Here is a 21,510-nt window from a genome sequence, read left to right on the forward strand (position 1 = left end):
AAACTCCGTAAGTTGACCATCTTTACTTGTAGGCTGGTTCTGATCGGGTTTGGTTGATAAGCAATATGGTGAAGGTGTGTGGCGGCGGCGCCGTAGCTGCGCATCGACTTCGTTGCGAACAGGATCGAGAAATGCCGAACAACATCACCTGGCACGAACACAAGATCAGCCGCGGCGAGCGCGAGGAACTCAACGGCCACCAGGGTTGCGTCATCTGGTTCACCGGGCTGAGCGGCAGCGGCAAGAGCACGGTCGCCAACATCGTCGAACAAAAGCTCTACGAGCGGGGCATCCGGAGCTATCTCCTGGACGGCGACAACGTCCGCTACGGGCTCAACGCCGGTCCGGAGCTGCTCGAGGAACGCCATGGGCCCGAGTTCGCCAAGCGGTTCGGGCTGGGATTTTCCGCCGAGGATCGTGAGGAGAACATCCGCCGCATCGGCGCGGTCGCGAAGCTGTTCTGCGAGGCCGGCGTCATCGCTTTGACGGCCTTCATCAGCCCTTACGTGCGTGATCGGGACGCGATCCGGGCCACGCTGGGTGACGGCGATTTCCAGGAGATCTTCATCGACACCCCGATCGAGGTGTGCGAGCAGCGCGATCCCAAGGGTCTCTACAAGAAGGCCCGGGCCGGTGAAATCAAGGGATTCACCGGGATCGACGACCCCTACGAAGCCCCGGCGCGCCCGGAGCTGCGCCTCGAGGGCGGAACGAAGGACGCGGACACGCTGGCCGACGAGGTGATCGCCCACCTCGAGAGGGCGGGCATCATCCGGGCCTTGCACCGAGTTCACGACGACCTGGAGAGCAGCGAGGTCACGGCATGAGCTACACGGGTCACAACGGGAAGCCGATCGTGGAGCGGGTGGCCACGGACGACGCGAGCGGCCGGATCGAGGGGTTGGCGCGCGTGCCGATCTCGAAGGCCACCGCGCACGAAGTCATCAGCCTTTCCTACGGTTTCTTCACCCCACTGACCGGCTTCATGGGCCGCCAAGAGGTCGACGGGACCCTGGACAACTTCGCGCTGCCGGACGGAACGTTGTGGAGCATTCCGATCGTCTTCGACATGTCCGCCGACGACATCGCGGAACTCGATATCAAGGAAGGCGCCAGCGTCGTTCTCGACTATCTCGGGGCCCCCATGGCCGTCTTCGACGTCACCGAGATCTACGAATACGACCTCGAGCGCATGGCCGAAAAAACCTACGGCACAACCGATCCCCGACACCCCGGGGTGAAGAAGACCATGGGCTACGAAAACCGGTTCATCGGCGGGGATGTCACACTGATCAACGAACCCGTTTTCAACGAGCCCTTCGCAGGCTTCTGGCTCACCCCCAAGCAGCACCAGGACGCGTTGGCCGAGCGGCATTGGCAGCGGGTGGTCGCCCACCAGACCAGGAACGTTCCGCACACCGGGCACGAGGCGTTGATGAAACAGGCGTGGCTGGCCGCGAACGAGGATCAGCCCGTCGACAATCTGAACACCGGCGTGCTGGTGAACGCGATCATCGGCCAGAAGCGGGTGGGCGATTACATCGACGAGGCAATACTGTTGGCGCAGAACGCCCTACGCACCAGCGGATATTTTCGCGAGAACGTGCACATGGTGTCCTTCACCCTCTGGGACATGCGGTATGCGGGGCCACGCGAGGCGATATTCCACGCGATCCTGCGGACGAACCTGGGCTGCACGCATCACATGTTCGGGCGAGACCACGCGGGTGTGGGCGATTTCTACCACCCGTACGATTCCCAGAACATCCTCAAGCAGTACCGCGACCAGCTGGGCATCAAGCCGGTGTTCCTGCGGGAGAACTGGTATTGCCCGGTGTGCCTGGAGGTCACCAACTCCGCCCTGTGCGGCCATGATTCACAAGCGCAAAGCTTTAGCGGCAGCCTGATCCGAAGCATCCTGACCGACGAAGTCAAGCCGACGCAGAAGGTGATGCGCCACGAGGTGTTCGAGGTCGTGATGGAGTGCGCCGCAAAGCACGGTCAGGGTTCGCCGTTCGTCACCGAGGAGTACTTGCGGGACAGGCTGCCGGTCTTCACGCTCAACCAATTGGAGGGTTCGTGAGCAGCGACGACAAACACTTCAAGGTCAACGTCTGGATCAACGAGGAGCGGCTGGAGGCGCTGGCGAACGCCGGGATGGCCGACCTGGCCAACGAGGCTTTCGCAGGCATGAAGCTGCTGGAGATATACACCACCGAAGAGCAGAAAAATATTGTCCTGCAACGCTATCCGGGATCCAAGTACGATTCCGCCACCACCCGCTCCATTGAGCTGCTGCCCAAGCAGGCCAAGGACAGGCTGTTGGAGCTGTCGATCGCGATGCATTCCACCGGTCCGGATGTGATGGGCCGCTTCCTCGAGGAAACGAAGCCCTGAGCCGACGGTAGTGCCGCCGCCGCTGTCAGAGATCGGCCAAGCCCGCCGCCAGCAGGACGAGCCCGACCGCGACGAGCAGCGCGGCGACCTCGATGCGACGCCGCGACCGTATCCAGTCCTGCAGCGCGGTCATCGCCGCGCGCGTCGCCGTCGGCGCCAACAGGTAAGCGACCAATGGAATCTCGACAAGTGAGAACGCGATGACGTTGAACATCAGCAGCGCACCCAATTGCGTCATGACCGGCGCTCCGGACGCCAGGATGACCGCCAGGGCGGCCAGGTAATCCACCGACGGCAGCGCGATGCCGAGGCCCGCGGCGGCGGCGACCCACAGGGAACGTCCGTCGAGCAGTCGTCGGAGCCGAGTCGTCAGCCAGGCGGGCCCGGCGCGGTCGCGGTCGGGAGGAACGCCGCGGGATCCCCGCCGCCGGTCCGCGACGATCTTCACCGCCAGTCCCGCGGCGGCCGCCAATGCCAGTGCGCCGATGAGGATCTGCACGCGGGGCAAGGTGAAGTATGTCGAGCGCAGCAGTACGCGCCGGAGGAGGAACAAGACGGTCGCACCCACCGTCAACCCCATCGCGAACCCGCCGGCCACAAATGCGAGCAATTGCAGCAGCGGCTTGGGGCGATTCAGCATCAGCACCGTCATGCCGATCCGGAACGGCTCCAGGCTCACGGCAAGGGCCATCACACCGATGGTGAACAACATCGCAGATACCGGACCGGTCAGGCGTCCAGCCGGGTGAACTGTTGCCGTCGGTACCGCTCGACGCACGCGGCCCGCCGGATCTTGCCGCTCGTCGTGGTGGGAATCGATCCGGGCGCCACCAGCACCAGGTCGGCCACGTTGAGCCCGTGCGAGTCCGAAATCGCCGCGGTCACATCGTTCTTGAGGGCGTCGAGTCCGCGCTGCCCGTGCTCGCCGGAATCGCCGCGGTTCTTCAGTTCGATGATGGTCACCAATTTCTCGGTCTCGTCCACCGGCACCGAGATCGCCGCGACGCGGCCACCGGTGATCGTCTGCACGGTCGACTCGATGTCCTCCGGATAGTGGTTGCGCCCGTAGACGATCAGCAAATCCTTCATCCTGCCCACGATGAACAACTCGCCGTCGCAGAGAAAGCCGAGATCACCGGTGCGCAGCCACGGGCCCTCGGGGGTGCCCGGCGACGGGTCGGCCAGGACGGCGCCGAAGGTGCGCTGCGTTTCCTCCGGCTTTTGCCAATAGCCGTCGGCCACGTTGTCGCCGTGGACCCAGATTTCGCCGACCGTTCCGTGCGGGCACAGCGTGCCGGTGTCGGGGTCCACGATTCGCACCGTTGGTGATTGTGGCACGCCGTAGCTCAGCAGCGGCGAGCCGGTCCGTGTGGAGGACGGCTGGGCGTTGCCCTCGGCCAGCTTCTCCGGGTCGAAGTGAACGACTTTCGGGGCGCCGGCCTGCGCGCGGCTGGCCACGTAGACGGTCGCCTCCGCCAGGCCGTAGGAGGGTTGCATCATGTCTTCGCGAAAGTTGTACGGGGCGAACCGTTTACAGAACCGGTCGAGCGTGGCGGGATGAATTCGTTCGGCGCCGCTGACGATGCTGATGATGTTGCCCAGGTCGAGCCCGGCCAGGTCCGCGTCCGTCGACTTGCGCGCCGCGAGTTCGAAGGCGAAGTTCGGTGCGGCCGAGAAGACCGGAACGGCCTGGGCCATCGCCTGGATCCACCGTGCGGGCCGCTGCAGGAACGCCACCGGGCTCGTCAGCACACCGGGGTAACCGCCGAGGATCGGAGCGATGACGCCTTGCATCAGGCCCATGTCGTGGTAGAAGGGCAGCCACGACACGCACACGCTGTCGCGGGGGGCCACGCCGTTGAAATCCGGGAAGTAGGCGGCCATCAGCTGCTGGAAATTCACGTGCAGGTTCCGGTGCGAGACCATGACTCCGGCCGGAAGGCGGGTGGAGCCCGACGTGTACTGCAGGTACGCGATGCTCGGGGCGTCGCTGACGCGGATGCCCGGCGGATTCGGATCGTCGAGGCTCAGGGCGTCGACCTCGATGACGGCCGGGGTCGCACCGTGCGGCCGCTGCAGATATTCGTCCACGGCCGCGGCAGCCGTCGAGGTGGTGAGAACGACGGCCGGCCCGGTGTCGGCCAGGACGGCACTGACCCGCTCGTCGTGCGTGCCCGGCTGCGGAACCATCAGAGGTACCGCGATCAGCCCGGCCTGTATCGCGCCGAGGAACGCCACGATGTAGGGGAGGCCTTGGGGGGCAAGGATCACGGTCCGCTCCCCGCTGCTGGCGTGCCGCGTGACCTCGTGCGCAACGTGCAGGGTCCGCCGATACAGCTGCGCCCACGTCAGCGATTCGGTGACGCCCGCCCAGTCCTGCTCGTAATCGGTATAGCGAAAGGCTAACTCGTCGGGCTGCAGACCGGCGCGTTCCCGCAACAGGGAGACGACGGACGTATGTTGCATGCGGGCCAGGTTACCGCCTCGGCCCTTTCGCGTATGACGGTCGTGCGAGGCCCGGGGTGCGAGAAACCGTGGCGGGCCAAACGGCCTATGCGCCTTACGTTTTAGAACCCGTCGCGCCAGTGTCCCAGGTTCCCGGCATCATCGGCGTGCGGGGGCCGTCGTCGAACTCGTCGACGACGAGTGCGCTCAATCCCGCCGGTGCGGCGGCGGTCTTCGTGGGGACGGTTCCGGCGAACCCCATCGTCGGCGCGGGCCGGTCCGAGGCCGTCGTCGCCGGCTCGGGCTCGAGATCCATGTATTCGTAGCCCCGGCCGAGCTGGGAGACCTTGACCCGTTGCCGGCGCTTCTTCGTCGCGTCTTCCTCCGGCAGGGCCACGGCTTCGGCCTCGGCGGCGTCGGCCGCCGCCGCCCTTCGGGCGCGGGCGCTGGTGCTCGCGGCCCGGCGCGCGTCCGCGGCCAGGCCACCGACCATGTAGCCCAGGCCTTGCATCGCCGCGACCGGCGGTCCCGCCGGTGTGGGCGGCGGGGCGCCGGGCGCGGGCGACGCGGGAGCCGCGGCGGGTGTGGAGGCCGGCGTGGGCGCCGGAGATGGCGCCGGGGTCGGCGTGGGCGGCGGGGTGGGTGCCGGTGCCACGGGGACGAGTGCCGGGGCCGGGATGATCGGCACGATCGGGATGGCGTGCAGCCCGGCCAGGCCCGTCAGGCCCGCCAAGCCTCCGATCAGGGTGGGGACGACCAGCGGGACCACGGCGACGGTCAGCAGCGGCACGATGAGCGGAATCAGCACGATCATCTGCTCGAGCAACGTCTTGATCAGCGCGATGGTGTCGGTGATGACCGTGCCGATCACTTCGATGGTGGTGAACAGGATGGTCCACGCGATCGTCGCGGGGTTGCCCGAGGCGAATGCCGCCGCCAGGTCCGCCGCGACGAAGCTGAACATCTGCCCGAGATAGGCGAAGTACGAACCGAAGTCCATCGGGTAGCCCAGCGCGAACGCGATGTTGAACGGGTTCAAAAAGCTCAACGGGTTGCCCAGTGAAGGCAGCCACGGGTCGAAACCGGAGAACATGGACTGGAAGAACGGATTGTTCATCAGCTGGTCGATCAACGGCTGGATGAACCGGTTGTAGAAGTCGACGAACCCGGTCTTCTCCAGCCAGTCCATCCACTGGTCCTGCGTGTCGGGGGGATACGACGACGACTGCTCCGCCGTGGCGGCCAGCGCGGTGGCCTTCATGACCTCGGGAGCCGGCTCGGCCGGCGGCGCGGTGGCCACCGCGGCGGTCGCCACGCCCTCGTACGTGCTCATCACCGTGGCCGCCTGAACCCACATCCGCGCGTAGTCGGCTTCGTTCACCGCGATCGGAATCGTGTTGATGCCAAAGAAATTCGTCGCCGTCAAGACGGCGTGGGCGGCGTGATTGGCGGCCAGCTCGGGCATCGTCGGCATGGCCGCGAGGGCCACGGTGTAGGCGGTGGCGGCGAGGTCCTGCTGGGCGGCCATGGTCGCGCTGTCGGCGCTGGCCTGCGCCAGCCAGGCGAGATACGGCGCGTGCGCGGCCGCGTACTCCGCGGCGCTCGGACCGTCCCAGCTGCCGGCCTGCACGGCGTCCAGCAGCGCGGTCAGCTCGTCGGCCGTTTCGGCATATTCCACGCTCAGCGAGCTCCAGGTCGCCGCGGACGCCAGCAGCGGGCCCGGCCCCGGTCCGCTGCTGAGCAGCGTCGAATGCACCTCGGGAGGGGAGGCCATCCAGATCGGGGCGGTCATCGCTCGCCGCCGCGCGGATCGGTGTGACGGGAGTGGGCGCGGCGGCACCGCGCCGCTGTGACGGCGGCATTGAAGGCCACCCATGCCGGACGAAACATGGACGTTGACAGCTCTCTCGGGGTACACCCGCCCCGGGTCGCAGTACGCGATGACGCGAGTGTCCTGGCTCTCGGATCGCCGCTCGCCTCGCCTTCCAGCTTTTCAGCCGTGGCCGTTGAGGTTCGCTCCCCGATGACAGTGGCGGGACCGCGCCGGATTCGCACCGGCTTCCTGCGTCGTCATCACCTTACGGGGTGACATTCTTGCATCCCCTCCGAGCAAATGTCGTCAAATCGTCCCAAGGCGGTCGGCGCGGACCGGCGTGCCCGTGTGTCGGCGCCGTTCCAGGATCCGCAGTCCCAGCGAGAACAGCAGCCGGACCTCGGGGTCGGCCAGCGAGGTCGACAGCAGCTTCTCGATTCGCCGCGCGCGGTAGCGAACCGTATTCGGATGCACCCGCAATGCCTGTGCGGCCGCGGCGATGTCGCCGAAGGCGTCCAGGTAGGTCCGCAGCGTTTCCGCGAGCACCGGATCGTCTTCGCCCAGCTGCACGATCCGCGGATCGATCAGGCGCTCGTCGCTGCCGACCAGGGTCACGATCTCGTCGACCAGGACGGTGGTGCGCGCTTCGGCCAGCGAAGTCACCTGCCCGAACGAAATGGGATGGCGCTCAGCGCTGTCCAGCACGCGATCCACCTCGACGCGCGCCGCGGCGGCCCCGGCCAGGCCCGCGACCGGAGCCGCGATGGCCGCACGCAGCTGCACCCCGAGCTCGGCGCGCATGGCGCCGATGGTGCCCCGCACCCAGGAGATGACCGACCGATGCTGCGTCTGGGTCCGGGCCACGGGAAGCAGCACGTACGTTCGTGAACCGTTCGAGGCCACCTGGGCGTCGCGGCGGAATGCGCTGGCGCTCAGCGCAATTATGTCGGCGAGCCGGGCCTGGCCGGCCGAAGTGTCGGCGGCGTCCCACCCGATCAGGGCTGCGGTGGTGTCGGCGGCCAGTCCGAGTTCGCCGGCGATGATCGCGGCGTCGACGGGTTCGTCGGCCAGGCCCAGCAATTGCTGGACCCGCCGGGCGTGGGTGGAGGGCCGGGCCGCCAGCCGCCACATGATGCGGGCGGCCAGCACGGCGGCGCCGCGCAACATCTCCTCGGCGTCGTCGGCCAGCGGTTGTGAGCCCTGCTGCACCCAGATGGTTCCGGCGAATTCGCGCGGGCGCCGCGCGTCGGTCGCGGGCTGGTGGATCCCGATGGCCAGCCGCGGGCGCAGGCCCAGCTCGGGCCGCTCGTCGACGCGCACCACCTCGGTGCCCGATCGCAGGGCATCGAAGATGCCCCATTGGCCGATCCACTCCAGATGTTCGGGCGGGCCGGCCCTGCCCAGGATGGAAAGGCGCCGCAACTCGTCGGCTTCGTCGTTGGACGCCGAGTAGGCCAAGACATGGGATTGCGCGTCCTCGATGCTGACCATGCCGTGGATGCGGTCGGCGAGCGACTGCGCCAGCCCGAACAAGTCGGTGCCCGAGTCGTCCATCGCGTCGGCGCGGTCGCCGTGATGCTCGAGGACGTGATTGACCAATTGGTAGAGGCGTTCCCACCGGGCGCGCGGGTCGACGGCCACCACCGCCGCGCCCGCCGCGACGGCCGTGCTCACCAGCGCGGGGGAGGGCTCTTTGACGAAGATGGCCACCGGCACGCGCTCGCGCGCCTGCCTGCCCATCCATCGCATCGCCTCGTCGTCGGCGACCCCCAACAGGAAGAAGACGTCGGCGGCGCCCGCCGCGGCCGCGAGACCCAGGCGCACGTCGTCGGAGTCGATCAGCGCGGCCGAACCCACCGGCAGGTCCAGGCCACGGGGCGCATCGGCGAGGCTGACCAGGGTCGCGTCCAGCGCGAGCAACAGCTGACCCAGCCCCACACCGGCCATGTTGTCTGATTCTACTATGAATTCAGTCGGGTATTGTCCGATCAGCTAACTCCATGCGCGATCGCCGCGAGGATCCTGGCGTCATGGACGCCGTCACTCAGGTCCCGATGCCGGCCAACGAGCCGGTCCACGACTACGCGCCGCGTTCCCCGGAACGCACCCGGCTGCGCGCCGAACTGACCGCGCTCGCCGAGCATCCGATCGACCTGCCGCACGTCATCGGCGGCGATCACCGGATGGGCGAGGGTGAGCGCATCGATGTCGTCCAGCCGCACCGGCACGCCGCGAAGCTGGGCACCCTGACCAACGCCGTGCACGCCGACGCGACGGCGGCGATCGACGCCGCGATGGCCGCCAAAAGCGGCTGGGCGGCAATGCCGTTCGACGAGCGGGCGGCGGTGTTCCTGCGCGCCGCCGACCTGCTGGCCGGGCCGTGGCGGGAGAAAATCGCCGCCGCGACGATGCTCGGCCAATCCAAGTCCGCCTATCAGGCCGAGATCGACTCGCCGTGCGAGCAGATCGACTTCTGGCGCTTCAACGTGGCGTTCGCGCAACAGATTCTGGCGCAGCAACCGATCAGCGGGCCGGGGGAGTGGAACCGCAGCGAGTACCGCCCGCTCGACGGCTTCGTGTACGCGATCACGCCGTTCAACTTCACCTCCATCGCCGGCAACCTGCCGACCGCCCCGGCGCTGATGGGTAACACCGTGATCTGGAAACCCTCGATCACCCAGACGTTGTCGGCCTATCTGACCATGCAGCTGCTCGAGGCCGCCGGCCTGCCGCCCGGGGTGATCAATCTGGTGGCCGGCGACGGCTTCGCGGTTTCCGATGTGGCGCTGGCCGATCGGCGGCTGGCCGGCATTCACTTCACCGGGTCGACGGCCACCTTCCAGCGGCTGTGGTATCAGGTCGGCACGAATATCGGCCACTACCACAGCTATCCGCGCCTGGTCGGCGAGACCGGCGGCAAGGACTTCGTGGTCGCGCACGCGTCCGCGCGCCCGGATGTGTTGTGCACGGCCCTGATTCGCGGGGCCTTCGACTACCAGGGGCAGAAATGCTCGGCGGCATCGCGGGCCTTCATCCCGCAGTCGGTGTGGCGCCGCATGGGTGACGACTTTTTGGGGGATACGGCCGCGCTGCGCTACGGCGACGTCACCGATCTCGCCAACTTCGGCGGCGCGCTGATCGACCGGCGCGCCTTCATCAAGAACGTCGACGCCATCGAGCGGGCGAAGGGCGCGCCACACGTGACCATCGCCGTCGGCGGCGAATATGACGACCGCGAAGGCTATTTCGTACGCCCCACCGTCCTGCTGTCCGATGATCCGACCGATGAGTCGTTTTCCACCGAATACTTCGGGCCGCTGCTGTCGGTGCACGTCTATCCCGACGACGATTACGACAGGATCCTCGACGTCGTCGACCGCGGTTCCCGGTACGCGCTGACCGGCGCGGTGATCGCCGACGACCGGGACGCCGTGCTGACGGCCCAGCACCGGCTGCGGTTTGCCGCCGGCAACTTCTACATCAACGACAAGCCGACGGGCGCGGTCGTTGGGCGCCAGCCGTTCGGGGGCTCGCGCGGCTCGGGCACCAACGACAAGGCCGGATCGATGCTGAACCTGTTGCGCTGGACGTCGGCCCGCACCATCAAGGAGACGTTCGTCCCGGCCACCCGGCACGCCTACCCGCACATGGGCGCCGAGTGATGCCCGGAGTGTTCGCGAGCACCCTGCGCCCGGCGATCCTGGCGGCCGCACGAGGCGACGTGGTGCGCCGCACCGCCCAGCGGTTGCCGGTCACCCGTCGCGTGGTGCGCCGCTTCGTCCCCGGGGAGACGATCGGGTCCGCGCTGAATGGCGTTGCGGCGCTGCGCTCGTCGGGCCGGCTCGTCAGTGTCGACTATCTGGGCGAGGACGTTCTGAGCGCCGACGACGCCGACGCGGCGGTGCAGGTCTACGTGGAGCTGATCGATGGGCTGGGGCGCCTCGATGCCGGGGGCGACGTGGTGCGGCCGCTGGAGGTCTCGATCAAGTTGTCCGCGCTGGGGCAGACGCTGGGGCGCGACGGGCACAAGATCGCGCGGGAGAACGCGTGGTCGATCTGCGATGCGGCCGGGCGCGCGGGCGTGTGGGTGACGGTGGATGCGGAGAACCACACCACCACCGAGTCGACGCTGTCCATCGTGCACGATCTGCGGGCCGAGTTCCCTTGGCTGGGCGTGGCTTTGCAGGCGTATCTGCGGCGCACGCCGGGCGACTGCGAGGAGTTCGCGGCGTCCGGGGCCCGGGTCCGGCTGTGCAAGGGCGCCTACGACGAGCCCGCGTCGGTGGCGTATCGCGGGCGGGCCGAGGTGACGGAGGCGTACCTGGCCTGCCTGCGGGTGCTGATGACCGGGACTGGCTACCCGATGGTGGCCTCCCACGACCCGGCTGTGATCAACGCGGCCAGCGCCATTGCCCGCGAATCGGGCCGTGGCGCCGGCGAATTCGAATACCAGATGCTGTACGGCATCCGCGACGACGAGCAGCGCCGCCTCACCGGGGCCGGTAACCACGTGCGCGTGTATCTGCCGTTCGGTACGCAGTGGTACGGGTACTTCATGCGGCGACTGGCAGAGCGGCCCGCCAACCTGACGTTCTTCTTGCGGGCTTTGGTCGGGCGCTGAGCCGGTCGCGTTGAGTGTGCGCTCACGGCTTCGAGTGTGAGCCTACGGCGGCGACACGCCGGGTGGTTTCAAGGTTTGGTTGCAACAGTGAACTACCCCAGGTTTAGTTCCTACTCGGTTGCGAGGGCCGGGGTCGGCTGGCTCGCATGGTGTGAGGTGCCGGTGAGGGCGGCCTCGTACTCGGCGGGTGGAACGTAGCCGAGGCCTTCGTGCAGGCGTTCCTGGTTGTACCAGGCCACCCATTCGGCGGTCGAGAGTTCGACATCATCGATGCACCGCCAGGGCTTGCCGCGGTTGATGAGCTCGGTCTTGTAGGCGGCGTTGACCGCTTCAGCGAGGGCGTTGTCATAACTATCGCCACGCGACCCGACCGAGGGCGCGATCCCCAGTTCAGCCAGCCGGTCGGTATAGGCCAGCGATAGGTACTGGGATCCGCGGTCGGAATGATGAACCAACTCGGATAGATCGGTATTCGACTGCCACACAGCGTGATTGAATGCTTGAAGTGGGAGGTCTTCGGTGCGCATCGTGGCCGAGACCGCCCAGCCAACGATCTTCTTCGTGCACGCATCAGTGACGAACGCGGTGTAACAGAACCCCTGCCAGGTCCGCACGAACGTGATGTCGGCGACCCATAGCCGGTTCGGTGCAGCAGCCCGGAATTGGCGGTTGACCAGATCGGCCGGCCGGATCGCGGCCGGGTCGCTGATCGTGGTGAACACCGGCTTGCCCCGCTGGGCGCCGCGCAACCCGGCCTTGCGCATCAACCGGCGGGTTTGTTCACGGCCCAGCTGCCAACCACGCCGTGTCATCGCCGCGTGCATCTTCTTGACCCCATACACCGAGTATTCTGCCGGTGCACCGCCTCAAGGTCGGCGATCAGCTGCTCATCGCGGATCTCCCGGTCCGACGGTGGTCGGGTCCGCGCGGCCCGATAACCCCGCGAGGTGAGGAATCCGGGGATAGCTGCCCGCAGCACTCGGCAGATGAGCTCGACCCCGAACTGATCGCGATGAGCATCGATGTAGGCGATCATTTCGTCGCGGGGCGGTCGAACTCCGCGGCAAAAAACGCAGACGCTGACTTCAAAATCTCGTTAGCCCTGCGCAGTTCAGCGTTCTCGCGCTTGAGCTTACGGATCTCGGCATGCTCAGAGCTGGTCATGCCCGGCCGTTCACCAGCATCGACTTGGGCCTTGCGTCGCCACCGACGCACCGACTCCTCCGAAATATTGAGTTTGCTGGCCACAGACTTTATGGCCTCGAACTCCGACACTTCCGAGGCTTCCATCACAGTGTCCAACAACCGCAACGCACGCTGCCGAAACTCCGGCGAATACTGACGGGGCATAGCTTCCAATCCTCCTATAAGGATCGGAACTAAACCCGGGGTAGTTCAACAGTGGTTTGTGGCGGGTTTGACAGTAGCCGGTTGAGGACTTGGGCGGGGCTGTCCCAGCCGAAGCGTTTGCGTGGGCGTTCGTTGAGTTCAGCGGCGACTTCGGCGAGGTAGTCGGCCGAGTGCACGGATAAGTCGGTGCCTTTCGGAAAGTATTGGCGCAATAGGCCATTGGTGTTTTCGTTGCTGCCGCGCTGCCAGGGTGAGTGTGGATCGCAAAAGTAGATGTCGATGCCGGCGTCGATACTGATGCGGGCATGGCGCAACATTTCGTGGCCTTGGTCCCAGGTCAGCGAGCGCCGCAATGCCTGGGGCAGGGTTTTGATGGTGGCGATCATCGCATCAGCCACCGTCTCAGGGTCGCGACGGGCGGGCAGGTGCAGCAGTTGCACGAACCCGGTGGAACGTTCGACCAGGGTGCCGATCTGAGAGTGTTGATTTTTGCCCAGGATTAAGTCACCCTCCCAGTGCCCGGGCACCGCGCGGTCAGCGGCCTCAGCGGGCCGCTCACTGATGTTGACCATGCCCGGAATTCGGCCGCAGCCGCTACGGGCGCCGACTCTGGCCCGTGGCTTGCGCAATGCCCGCCCGGTCCGCAAACACTTAGTCAGCTCGCGGCGTAGCTCCCCGCGTCCTTGCACGTAGAGCGCCTTGTAGATGGTTTCGTGGGACACCTGCATCTCCGGGCGGTCGGAATACGTCGTGGCCAACATCCCGGCAATCTGCTCCGGGCTGTACTTCTTGACCAACCACGCTTGCACCTGATCACGCAACGCAGGGCAGCGACCCAGCTTGCCGATCTTGGGCCGGCGCGCTCGCTGCTCGCTGCGAAGCTGAGCAATCCGCGCCGAATAGCCCGATTTCGCATCCACGCCCGCTCGGCGGGCTCCGAAGCGGTAACGAGAACGATAACGGCCCACATACCCCCGCATGACGCCGTTGTTGGCGATCTCGCGCATGACTGTCGACGGGGCCCGGCCCAACCGGGCTGCCATCGAGCGAATCGATTCGCCCTGAGCGGCGCCGATCATGATCTGTTCACGCTCATCAGCCGACAACCGCGGCCGTTTCTGCCCCTGAGGGGCTAACCATCGCGGATTCACACCACCAAACCTGCGAAACCACTTGCCGCCGCACGTCGCCGACACGCCGACCGCAACCCCGGCGTCCTCCGAGGACACCCCGGACGCGATCAACTCCCAATACCGGCGCTGCACCGACAACAACTGAGGCTGACCCGTCATCAACACCCCTAACTACGAAGTGTTGCAATCACCCCTTGAGCCCAAGCCGATGATCCCCGCCCAGGATTCACACGCAAAGCCGACGATTCACACGCAAAGCCGCTTCACTGAGCGCGGCGGGGCCGCGGCCGGTCGCTGGCGAAGCCGCGCACCACGTGGGCGCGCACGAACTCCGCCGCCACGTCGGGATCGTCCATGTCCAGGGTCGACGACGGAGTGCTGAAGAGCGAGAACAGGATCCGTGCGAACCACTCGCCGGCCGCCTCGACGTCGAGATCCTTGCGCACCTCACCCGTGAGCCTGGCGGCCGACAGGTACGGGGCGAAGAACTCGACGCATTCGCGCAGCAGCACGCGGGCGTCCTTGGTCAACAACAGACTGATCGCATCCTCGTCAAAATACTTCTCGAAGGCAATGGTCCGCCGCGCCTGGGTGACGAATACCGCTGCGCGACTGAGCTTGTCCTCCAGCGTGCTGCCGCGGCTCATCGCCTTGGTCATCTCGCGGTAGAACTGCTGCGACGCGTGCTCGGCGCACGCCTCGACAATCGCGGCCTTGTCGCTGAAGTATTCATAGATGGTGCTGCGGGATACCCTCGCTTGCTTGGCGATGTCGACGATCGTCGCCTTGTCCAATCCCTGCTTGCCGAAACACGTGAACGCCGATTCGACGATGAGCTCGCGGGTGTCTGCGGCCTGGGCCGGTTGAGTCGTCACAAGACCAACGCCCCCTCAACCCGCCGGCGCGAGGATCAGCCCACTGGTGGGCACGCCGGTTCCGGAGGTGACCAGAACGTGCTCGACGTTGTCGACCTGGTTGTGCGAGGTGCCGCGGACCTGGCGCACCCCCTCGGTGATGCCGTTCATCCCGTGGATGTACGCCTCACCCAACAGGCCGCCGTTGGTGTTGATCGGAAGATCGCCGCCCAACGACAGCCGCTCGACGGTGGCGAAGTCCTTGGCCTCGCCGCGCCCGCAGAAGCCCAGTTCCTCGAGCTGGGTGAACACGAACGGCGTGAAATGGTCGTAGATGAAGGCGGTTTGGATGTCTTGCGGCTTGAGACCCGAATCGCGCCACAGCTGACGGGCCACCACCCCCATCTCGGGCAGACCGGTGATGTCGTCGCGGTAGTAGCTCGTCATCATCTCGCCGTTGTAGGCCGCGCCCTGCGCGGCCGCGGTGATGATGGCAGGGGGCTGCCGCAGGTCGCGGGCGCGTTCGGCGCTGGTGACGACGAGCGCGACACCGCCGTCGCTCTCCTGGCAGCAGTCCAGCAACCGCAGCACAGGTTCGACGATCCAGCGCGAATTCTGATGATCTTCCAACGTGATCGGACGCTCGTAGAACCAGGCGTCGGGGTTTGTCGCCGCATGCTTTCGGTCGACGACGGCGATCCGGCCGAAGTCCTCGTTGGTGACGCCGTACGTCGACATGTACCGCTGGGCGTGCATCGCGACCCAGGCCGCGGGAGTGAGCAGCCCGAACGGCGCGTAATGCGCCATGAACAACGGGGTTTCGGCCATGCTGCGCCCACTGCCGCCGAACCGGAACCCGGAACGTTCGTTGAAGGCACGCCAGCACACCACCACATCGGCCACGCCCGTGGCGACCGCCATCGCCGCGTGCACCACAGTGCCGGCGGCGGCGCCCCCGCCGTGGTGCACGCGGGAGAAGAAGCTCAGATCGCCGATGCCCACGTTGCGGGCGATGTCGATCTCGTCGCTGGAATCCATGGTGAACGTGACCATGCCGTCGACGTCGCCGGGCGTCAGGCCGGCGTCATCCAGTGCGGCGCTGACCGCCTCGCACGCCAATTGCAGTTCACTGCGCCCGGATTCCTTGGAGAACTCCGTCTGACCGATCCCGGCGATGGCCGCGGCGCCCGGCAGCGTCCGGCTCATGCGCCCGGCCCGTCGAGCAGGCTGAGGACCGCGGTGCCGGAGACGTGGTCGCCCAGGCTGTTGGCCCCCGCGAAGGTCACCTCGACGAAGTTCTCGCCCCCCGAGCCTTCACGCTTTCCGGTGACGCTGCCGGTGAACCGCAGTGGATCGTCCGGAAAGCACGGCACGCCCAGGCGAATCGACAGGTTCTTGACCATCGCCTCGGGCCCCGCCCAATCGGTGAGGAAGCGTACGCAATAGCCGTTGGTGGTCAGGATGTTCATGAACAAGTTCGGCGAACCCTGCTGCTTGGCGTAGTCACGGTCGTGATGCACGGGCATGAAGTCACGGGTGGCGATCGCGCCGGCAACGATCATCGTTGTGGTGATCGGGATTTCCAGGGGCGTGACCTCGTCACCGACCGAAATGTCCCGCCATTGCAAAGTGCGGTTCGCGGTGGCCGTCATGCCTGTCCTTCCGAATCGATTGCGTCAAGGCGCGCTGACCGACCGCGGGGCCGGAATTGATGCAACACGAGGCCGTCGTCGAACGTCTGGTAGTAGACCTGTACCGCCAATCCGGTTGTCACGTCGGGGGGATCGATGCCGGTCATGTTGGACACCAGCCGCACCCCTTCCTCGAGTTCCACCAGCGCGACGACGTAGGGATAGTCGAAGAACGGGAACTTGGGTTCGTGTGGCATCACGTAGCTGTACACCGTGCCGAGGCCGGAGGCCTCGATCGTGTCCCACTCGAGAGAACGGCAGTGCGGGCACATTGGCCGGGGCGGGTGCCGGAGCTCCCCGCAGCCACCGCATCGCTGAATCAGGAGCTTGTTCTCCCGCAATCCATTCCAGAAGAATTCGGTGTCCGGGGTGATCGCCGGCGCCAGACGGGCCGCCATCAGTTCGCCGGCCTGAATCGCAGTACCCGGAATCGCTGCCGCCCCAACACTTCGCCGTTCTGGTCGGTGTAGGTGGTCAGCCACGTCAGGAAGAAACCGGTGCCCAGCGCCGTCTTCTTCTCGTCGGAGACCGATTCGTAGACCGTCGTCGCGCTGATCACATCGCCCAGCCGAGGGTAACGCTCGATCTCGAACTCCGAATTGGTCGCCACCGTGCTGGTGTAGCCGGCCTCGTCGAGGAATTCCGTTGGGTTGCTTTTGATCTCGATCGGTGCCCCGCCCCGTTCGCCGATTCCCTCCAGTATCGGCGATGGCATCGTCCACGTCTGCAGCATCACCGGTGGCGACACGATGCCGCCGAACCGGGACGAGGCCGCGAACTCCGGGTCGAGGTACACCGGGTTCATGTCGGCCATCGCGTACGCCCAGTGCCGGATCATCGGCTGGTTCACCGGGTCCGGCGCCACCGAGGGCTTCCCGGTGCCGCCGGTCGGCTGCCCGACGAGGGCCCGCACCTTGGCGCTGACGGATTCTGGGTCGGTCACGTAGCAAGCCCCTCTCGCAGAACACCTTGATCCGACAGATTGATGCGATCTGTCTCGCGAGTTGTGTGTACTCTGCGCCGTCGCATGGTGTCAATACAACAGCAAAGTGCGCGAGGAGCTCCGGAATTCATGCAAATGACGATTGACGGCGGCCGTTGGGACGGGTACACCAAGTGATCAGATGACCGGAGGAAGCACATGGCCGATTCGCCCGCCCTTGTTCAGTCCTATCCGCTCTACATCGACGGCGACTGGGTCGAGCCGCAGGACGGCCGCTATGACGACATCTCTCCGTCCACCGAGGACGTGATCGCCACCGCGCCCGACGCCAGCATCGCCCAGGTCGGTGAGGCGATCGCCGCCGCGCGCCGCGCGTTCGACAGCGGACCCTGGCGCACCATGAGCGCCGAGGAGCGCGCTGGGTGCCTCAACCAGTTGGGCGAGGCGCTGAGCAAACACGCCGACGACTTCTTCGCGCTGTCCCAGGTGGAGTGGGGCTGCGTTGCGAACGAACGCATCATGCAGATCGACGGCGCCGGCTTCATGTCGATGCACGCCGCCCAGCTGGCCACCCAGTTGAAGGACGAAGCGGTCACCGGGATGGGCGCCGGCACCACGTTGCTGCGCCATGAACCCCTGGGTGTCGTGTCGGTGTTGACCCCGTGGAACTTCCCGCACTGCCTCAACGTGATGAAGCTGAATCATGCTCTGGCCGCAGGCAATACCGTCGTGCTCAAGCCCTCGCCGCTGACCCCACTGGCCGGGCTGGCGCTCGCGCGGATCATCGACGAACACACCGATATCCCGCCGGGCGTGGTCAACGTCGTCACCCCCTCCGGGGTCGAGGCGGCCAAGTTGCTGACCACCGATCCGCGGATCGACATGGTGAGCTTCACCGGCAGCTCGGTGGTCGGCCGCCAGGTCATGTCCGCCGCCGGCGACACGATGAAGCGGATCCTGCTCGAGCTCGGCGGCAAGTCCGCCAGCATCGTCCTGGACGACGCGCAGGTCACCGACGAGATGCTGCAGCAGATGCTGTTCGACTGCTGCTCGCTGCACGCCGGACAGGCCTGCATCCTGCACAGCCGGCTGCTGCTGCCGGACTCGCTACACGACGACGTCGTCGACCGGCTCGCCGCGCTGGCGCGCGAGGTCAAGGTGGGCGATCCCACCGATCCCGACGTGCAGATGGGCCCCCTGATCAGCGCGGCGCAGCGCGACCGGGTCGAGGCCCACGTCGCCGGTGCGCTCGACGACGGGGCGAAGCTGGTGACCGGCGGCGGCCGTCCGGCCGGCTTGGACATCGGGTTCTACTTCGAACCGACGATTCTGTCCGATGTCGAGCCGAATTCGACCATCGCGCAAGAGGAAGTGTTCGGTCCGGTGTTGACGGTGCTGCGCTACCGCGACGACGACGACGCCGTCGCCATCGCGAACAATTCGCAATACGGCCTCTCCGGGGCGGTGTGGGGCGGCGACGTCGACCGCGCCGTCGGCGTCGCACGCCGCATCCGCACCGGACAGATCGCGGTCAACGGCTGCGGCCCGGGCGGCGCGCCGTTCGGCGGCTTCAAACTCAGCGGGCTGGGCCGCGAGGGCGGCGGCATCGGCGGGCTACACCAGTACATGGAGCCAATGGCCGTCGGCGTCCCCGCGTGACGGGCTCCGCTCCACGAAATGCCCTGCGCCAGAGGCACATCCGACGCCGACATGATGCCTTAACGTCGGGCGCGCCGGGCGCCGGCCCGGTCCACCTTTGGTAAACCGTGCGTCCCATGCCAAGCTGCTGACATGGCCATCGAGATCGCCCGCCCCAAACTCGAAGGAAACGTCGCCGTCGGCGAAGACCGCCAGATCGGCTTCGCCGAATTCGGTGATCCGCAGGGCCGCGCGGTCTTCTGGCTGCACGGCACCCCCGGCGCGCGCCGCCAGATCCCCACCGAGGCCCGCCTGTACGCCGAGAACCACAAGATCCGGCTGATCGGCCTGGACCGTCCCGGGATCGGCTCGTCGACACCACATCGGTACGAGAACATTCGCGCGTTCGCCGAGGACCTGCGGACCATCGCGGACACGCTCGGCATCGACAAGATGGCCGTCATCGGCCTGTCCGGCGGCGGTCCGTACGCGCTCGCCTCGGGCGCGGTGTTGTCCGATCGCGTCGTCGCCGCCGGCATCCTCGGCGGCGTCGCGCCCTTCCTCGGCGACGAGGGGATCACCAGCGGCCTGATGAATCTGGGCAAGCGGGTGGCGCCGCTGCTGCGGCTGGGCGGTGACCCGCTGCGGATCGGTGCGAGCCTGGTGGTCCGGGCGATCCGCCCGGTCGCGAACCCCGCGCTGTTTTTGTATGCCGCGATATCGCCCGAGGGCGACCGGCGCCTGCTGACCCGGCCCGAGTTCGGGGCCATGTTCCTCGACGACCTGCTCAACGGCAGCCGCAAGCAGCTGGCGGCCCCGTTCAACGACATCATCCTGTTCACCCGGGACTGGGGATTCCGGCTCGACGAGGTCAAGGTCCCGGTGCGCTGGTGGCACGGCGACAGCGACCACATCGTGCCGTTCGCCCACGGCGAGCACGTCGTGGCCAGGCTGCCCGACTGCGAGCTGATCGTGCTCCCGGGCGAAAGCCACCTCGGCGGGCTGGGACGCGGCGAGGAGATCCTGTCCACCCTGATGAAGATCTGGGACGAGCGGGGCTGACCTCGTCCGGCGCCGGGTAGCCTGCTGACGTGCTGCTGGCGTCCCTTGATCCCTCGGTCCTGACCGCCACCGATGTCGCCGACGCGGTGCGCATCGACGGCACCGTGCTCAGCCGCAGCGACCTCGCCGGAGCCGCGACGTCGGTGGCCGAACGGGTGGGCGGCGCGGGCCGCGTCGCCATCCTGGCCGCCCCGACCGCCGCGACGGTGCTGGCCGTCACCGGCTGCCTTATCGCGGGTGTGCCCTTCGTCCCGGTGCCCGCCGACGTCGGCGCCGCCGAACGCCGCCACATGCTCACGGACTCGGGAGCCCAGGCCTGGCTTGGGGCAGCGCCCCCAAAAGACTCGGCGCCCGAGGGGCTGCCGCACATCCCGGTGCGGCTGCACGCCCGCTCCTGGCACCGCTATCCCGAACCCTCGCCGGACGCCACCGCGATGATCATCTACACCTCGGGCACCACCGGGTTGCCCAAAGGGGTGGTGCTGAGCCGGCGCGCGATCGCCGCCGACCTCGACGCGTTGGCGCAAGCCTGGCAATGGACGGCCGACGACGTCCTGGTGCACGGCTTGCCGCTCTTTCACGTGCACGGCCTGGTGCTGGGCCTGCTCGGCTCGTTGCGGGTCGGGAATCGCTTCATCCACACCGGGAAGCCGACGCCGGAGGGCTACGCCCAGGCCCGCACCGACTTCGGCGGCACGCTGTTTTTCGGCGTGCCCACCGTGTGGTCGCGGGTCGGCGCCGACGAGGCGGCCGCCCGGGCGCTGGGCCCGGCGCGGCTGCTGGTCTCCGGAAGCGCACCGCTGCCGGTTCCGGTGTTCGACCGGTTGGCCGCCCTCACCGGGCACCAGCCCGTCGAACGCTACGGCGCCTCGGAATCGCTGATCACCATTTCGACGCGGGCCGACGGCGAGCGGCGACCGGGGTGGGTCGGCCTGCCGCTGGCCGGGGTGCAGACCCGGGTGCTCGACGACGACGGCGGCGCGGTGCCGCACGACGGCGAAACCGTGGGAAAGCTCCACGTTCGCGGTCCGATGATGTTCGACGGCTACCTGAACCGGCCGGACGCCACCGCCGAGGCGTTCGACGCCGACGGCTGGTACCGCACCGGTGACGTCGCCGTCATCGACGGCGGGGGGATGCACCGCATCGTGGGACGCGAGTCGGTCGACCTGATCAAGTCCGGCGGCTACCGCATCGGTGCGGGCGAGATCGAGACGGTGCTGCTCGGTCATCCGGGCGTGCAGGAGGCCGCGGTGGTCGGGATGCCCGACGCGGACCTCGGTCAGCGCATCGTCGCCTACATCGTCGGATCCGCCAACGGCGACGAACTGATCGACTATGTCGCGCAACAACTTTCGGTGCACAAGCGGCCACGCGAGGTGCGCGTCGTCGACACGCTGCCCCGCAACGCCATGGGTAAGGTCCTCAAAAAGGAGCTGCTGTCCGACGGCTGAGCGCCTTGCGCGCGAGCGCAACCCCACCGAAAATTTCGGCTCGATTCTTCGCAGTCCCGTTACGCCCGCGGTCCGAGCGGCGGCAGGTACCGTCGTAACGGTGCAAGGA

The 21,510-nt window shown here is 67.2% G+C and carries 18 protein-coding genes, 1 pseudogene, 1 riboswitch and 1 other annotated feature; of the genes and pseudogenes, 8 read left to right on the plus strand and 11 right to left on the minus strand.

The window, feature by feature from the left end; genetic code table 11:
- Positions 1-131: 131 nt before the first annotated feature.
- The 3 genes from cysC to OCU_RS31030 are packed head-to-tail and all read left to right on the plus strand — an operon-like array spanning position 132 to position 2,397.
- Entirely contained in the window at positions 132-827 is a 696-nt protein-coding gene (gene cysC, locus OCU_RS31020) for an adenylyl-sulfate kinase (protein ID WP_026071439.1), read from the plus strand.
- The gene (gene sat, locus OCU_RS31025; RefSeq protein WP_014379437.1) at positions 824-2,083 is read left to right on the plus strand and encodes a sulfate adenylyltransferase; all 1,260 of its coding nucleotides are present in this window, start codon (positions 824-826) and stop codon (positions 2,081-2,083) included. Before cysC ends, sat begins: the two co-directional genes overlap by 4 nt.
- Positions 2,080-2,397, plus strand: coding sequence for a DUF6955 family protein (locus OCU_RS31030; protein WP_008254554.1), 318 nt, complete (start codon positions 2,080-2,082; stop codon positions 2,395-2,397). The genes sat and OCU_RS31030 overlap by 4 nt, the downstream gene beginning before the upstream one ends.
- A 25-nt stretch (positions 2,398-2,422) precedes the next feature.
- On the opposite strand, the gene OCU_RS31035 is transcribed toward OCU_RS31030, so the two are convergent.
- The 4 genes from OCU_RS31035 to OCU_RS31050 all read right to left on the minus strand — a co-directional run bounded on the left by OCU_RS31035 (position 2,423) and on the right by OCU_RS31050 (position 8,602).
- A complete protein-coding gene (locus tag OCU_RS31035) occupies positions 2,423-3,109 on the minus strand; it encodes a GAP family protein (protein ID WP_009952334.1) in 687 nt (228 codons plus the stop codon).
- 17 nt (positions 3,110-3,126) lie between these two features.
- Complete coding sequence (fadD21, locus tag OCU_RS31040) at positions 3,127-4,863, minus strand: fatty-acid--AMP ligase FAAL21/FadD21 (protein ID WP_014379438.1); 1,737 nt, start codon at positions 4,861-4,863, stop codon at positions 3,127-3,129.
- Between the two features lie 94 nt (positions 4,864-4,957).
- Positions 4,958-6,634: a PPE family protein gene (locus OCU_RS31045; RefSeq protein WP_014379439.1), complete on the minus strand. Its 1,677-nt coding sequence runs from the start codon at positions 6,632-6,634 to the stop codon at positions 4,958-4,960.
- 135 nt (positions 6,635-6,769) lie between these two features.
- Positions 6,770-6,951: riboswitch (cobalamin riboswitch) on the minus strand.
- 10 nt (positions 6,952-6,961) lie between these two features.
- Positions 6,962-8,602 carry a PucR family transcriptional regulator gene (locus tag OCU_RS31050; protein WP_014379440.1) on the minus strand — a complete coding sequence of 547 codons (1,641 nt, stop codon included), beginning with the start codon at positions 8,600-8,602 and terminating at the stop codon, positions 6,962-6,964.
- Positions 8,603-8,685: 83 nt separating this feature from the next.
- Between OCU_RS31050 and pruA the strand changes: the two genes are divergently transcribed.
- Together pruA and OCU_RS31060 are read left to right on the plus strand one after the other, a co-directional pair.
- Positions 8,686-10,317: an L-glutamate gamma-semialdehyde dehydrogenase gene (gene pruA, locus OCU_RS31055; RefSeq protein ID WP_026071441.1), complete on the plus strand. Its 1,632-nt coding sequence runs from the start codon at positions 8,686-8,688 to the stop codon at positions 10,315-10,317.
- Complete coding sequence (locus tag OCU_RS31060) at positions 10,317-11,276, plus strand: proline dehydrogenase family protein (RefSeq protein WP_026071442.1); 960 nt, start codon at positions 10,317-10,319, stop codon at positions 11,274-11,276. Before pruA ends, OCU_RS31060 begins: the two co-directional genes overlap by 1 nt.
- Before the next feature lie 110 nt (positions 11,277-11,386).
- Here OCU_RS31060 and OCU_RS50215 read toward each other — a convergent pair.
- From OCU_RS50215 to OCU_RS31100, 7 genes and pseudogenes are all read right to left on the minus strand, one after another.
- Positions 11,387-12,626 (minus strand): annotated as a pseudogene (locus OCU_RS50215) (IS3 family transposase).
- Positions 12,234-12,351 (minus strand) — a sequence feature (AL1L pseudoknot). Its footprint overlaps the pseudogene before it by 118 nt.
- Before the next feature lie 29 nt (positions 12,627-12,655).
- Complete coding sequence (locus tag OCU_RS31075; RefSeq protein WP_168162059.1) at positions 12,656-13,918, minus strand: IS30 family transposase; 1,263 nt, start codon at positions 13,916-13,918, stop codon at positions 12,656-12,658.
- Between the two features lie 104 nt (positions 13,919-14,022).
- A complete protein-coding gene (locus tag OCU_RS31080; protein ID WP_014379446.1) occupies positions 14,023-14,634 on the minus strand; it encodes a TetR/AcrR family transcriptional regulator in 612 nt (203 codons plus the stop codon).
- A gap of 15 nt (positions 14,635-14,649) precedes the next feature.
- Positions 14,650-15,819 carry a lipid-transfer protein gene (locus OCU_RS31085; RefSeq protein WP_014379447.1) on the minus strand — a complete coding sequence of 390 codons (1,170 nt, stop codon included), beginning with the start codon at positions 15,817-15,819 and terminating at the stop codon, positions 14,650-14,652.
- Positions 15,816-16,265, minus strand: a complete 450-nt coding sequence (locus tag OCU_RS31090) for a MaoC family dehydratase (RefSeq protein ID WP_014379448.1) — start codon at positions 16,263-16,265, stop codon at positions 15,816-15,818. Before OCU_RS31090 ends, OCU_RS31085 begins: the two co-directional genes overlap by 4 nt.
- Positions 16,262-16,702, minus strand: a complete 441-nt coding sequence (locus OCU_RS31095; protein ID WP_014379449.1) for a Zn-ribbon domain-containing OB-fold protein — start codon at positions 16,700-16,702, stop codon at positions 16,262-16,264. Before OCU_RS31095 ends, OCU_RS31090 begins: the two co-directional genes overlap by 4 nt.
- The gene (locus tag OCU_RS31100; RefSeq protein ID WP_009957215.1) at positions 16,702-17,247 is read right to left on the minus strand and encodes an FAS1-like dehydratase domain-containing protein; all 546 of its coding nucleotides are present in this window, start codon (positions 17,245-17,247) and stop codon (positions 16,702-16,704) included. The genes OCU_RS31095 and OCU_RS31100 overlap by 1 nt, the downstream gene beginning before the upstream one ends.
- A 198-nt stretch (positions 17,248-17,445) precedes the next feature.
- Here OCU_RS31100 and OCU_RS31105 point away from each other — a divergent pair, with 198 nt between their 5' ends.
- From OCU_RS31105 to OCU_RS31115, 3 genes are all read left to right on the plus strand, one after another.
- Positions 17,446-18,906 (plus strand): aldehyde dehydrogenase family protein, encoded by a 1,461-nt coding sequence (locus OCU_RS31105; RefSeq protein ID WP_014379450.1) that lies wholly within the window; start codon positions 17,446-17,448, stop codon positions 18,904-18,906.
- 132 nt (positions 18,907-19,038) lie between these two features.
- Positions 19,039-19,947: an alpha/beta fold hydrolase gene (locus tag OCU_RS31110; RefSeq protein WP_014379451.1), complete on the plus strand. Its 909-nt coding sequence runs from the start codon at positions 19,039-19,041 to the stop codon at positions 19,945-19,947.
- Positions 19,948-19,976: 29 nt separating this feature from the next.
- Positions 19,977-21,401: an acyl-CoA synthetase gene (locus tag OCU_RS31115; RefSeq protein ID WP_014379452.1), complete on the plus strand. Its 1,425-nt coding sequence runs from the start codon at positions 19,977-19,979 to the stop codon at positions 21,399-21,401.
- Positions 21,402-21,510: the final 109 nt, after the last annotated feature.

This window comes from Mycobacterium intracellulare ATCC 13950, from assembly GCF_000277125.1.
Classification (GTDB): domain Bacteria; phylum Actinomycetota; class Actinomycetes; order Mycobacteriales; family Mycobacteriaceae; genus Mycobacterium; species Mycobacterium intracellulare.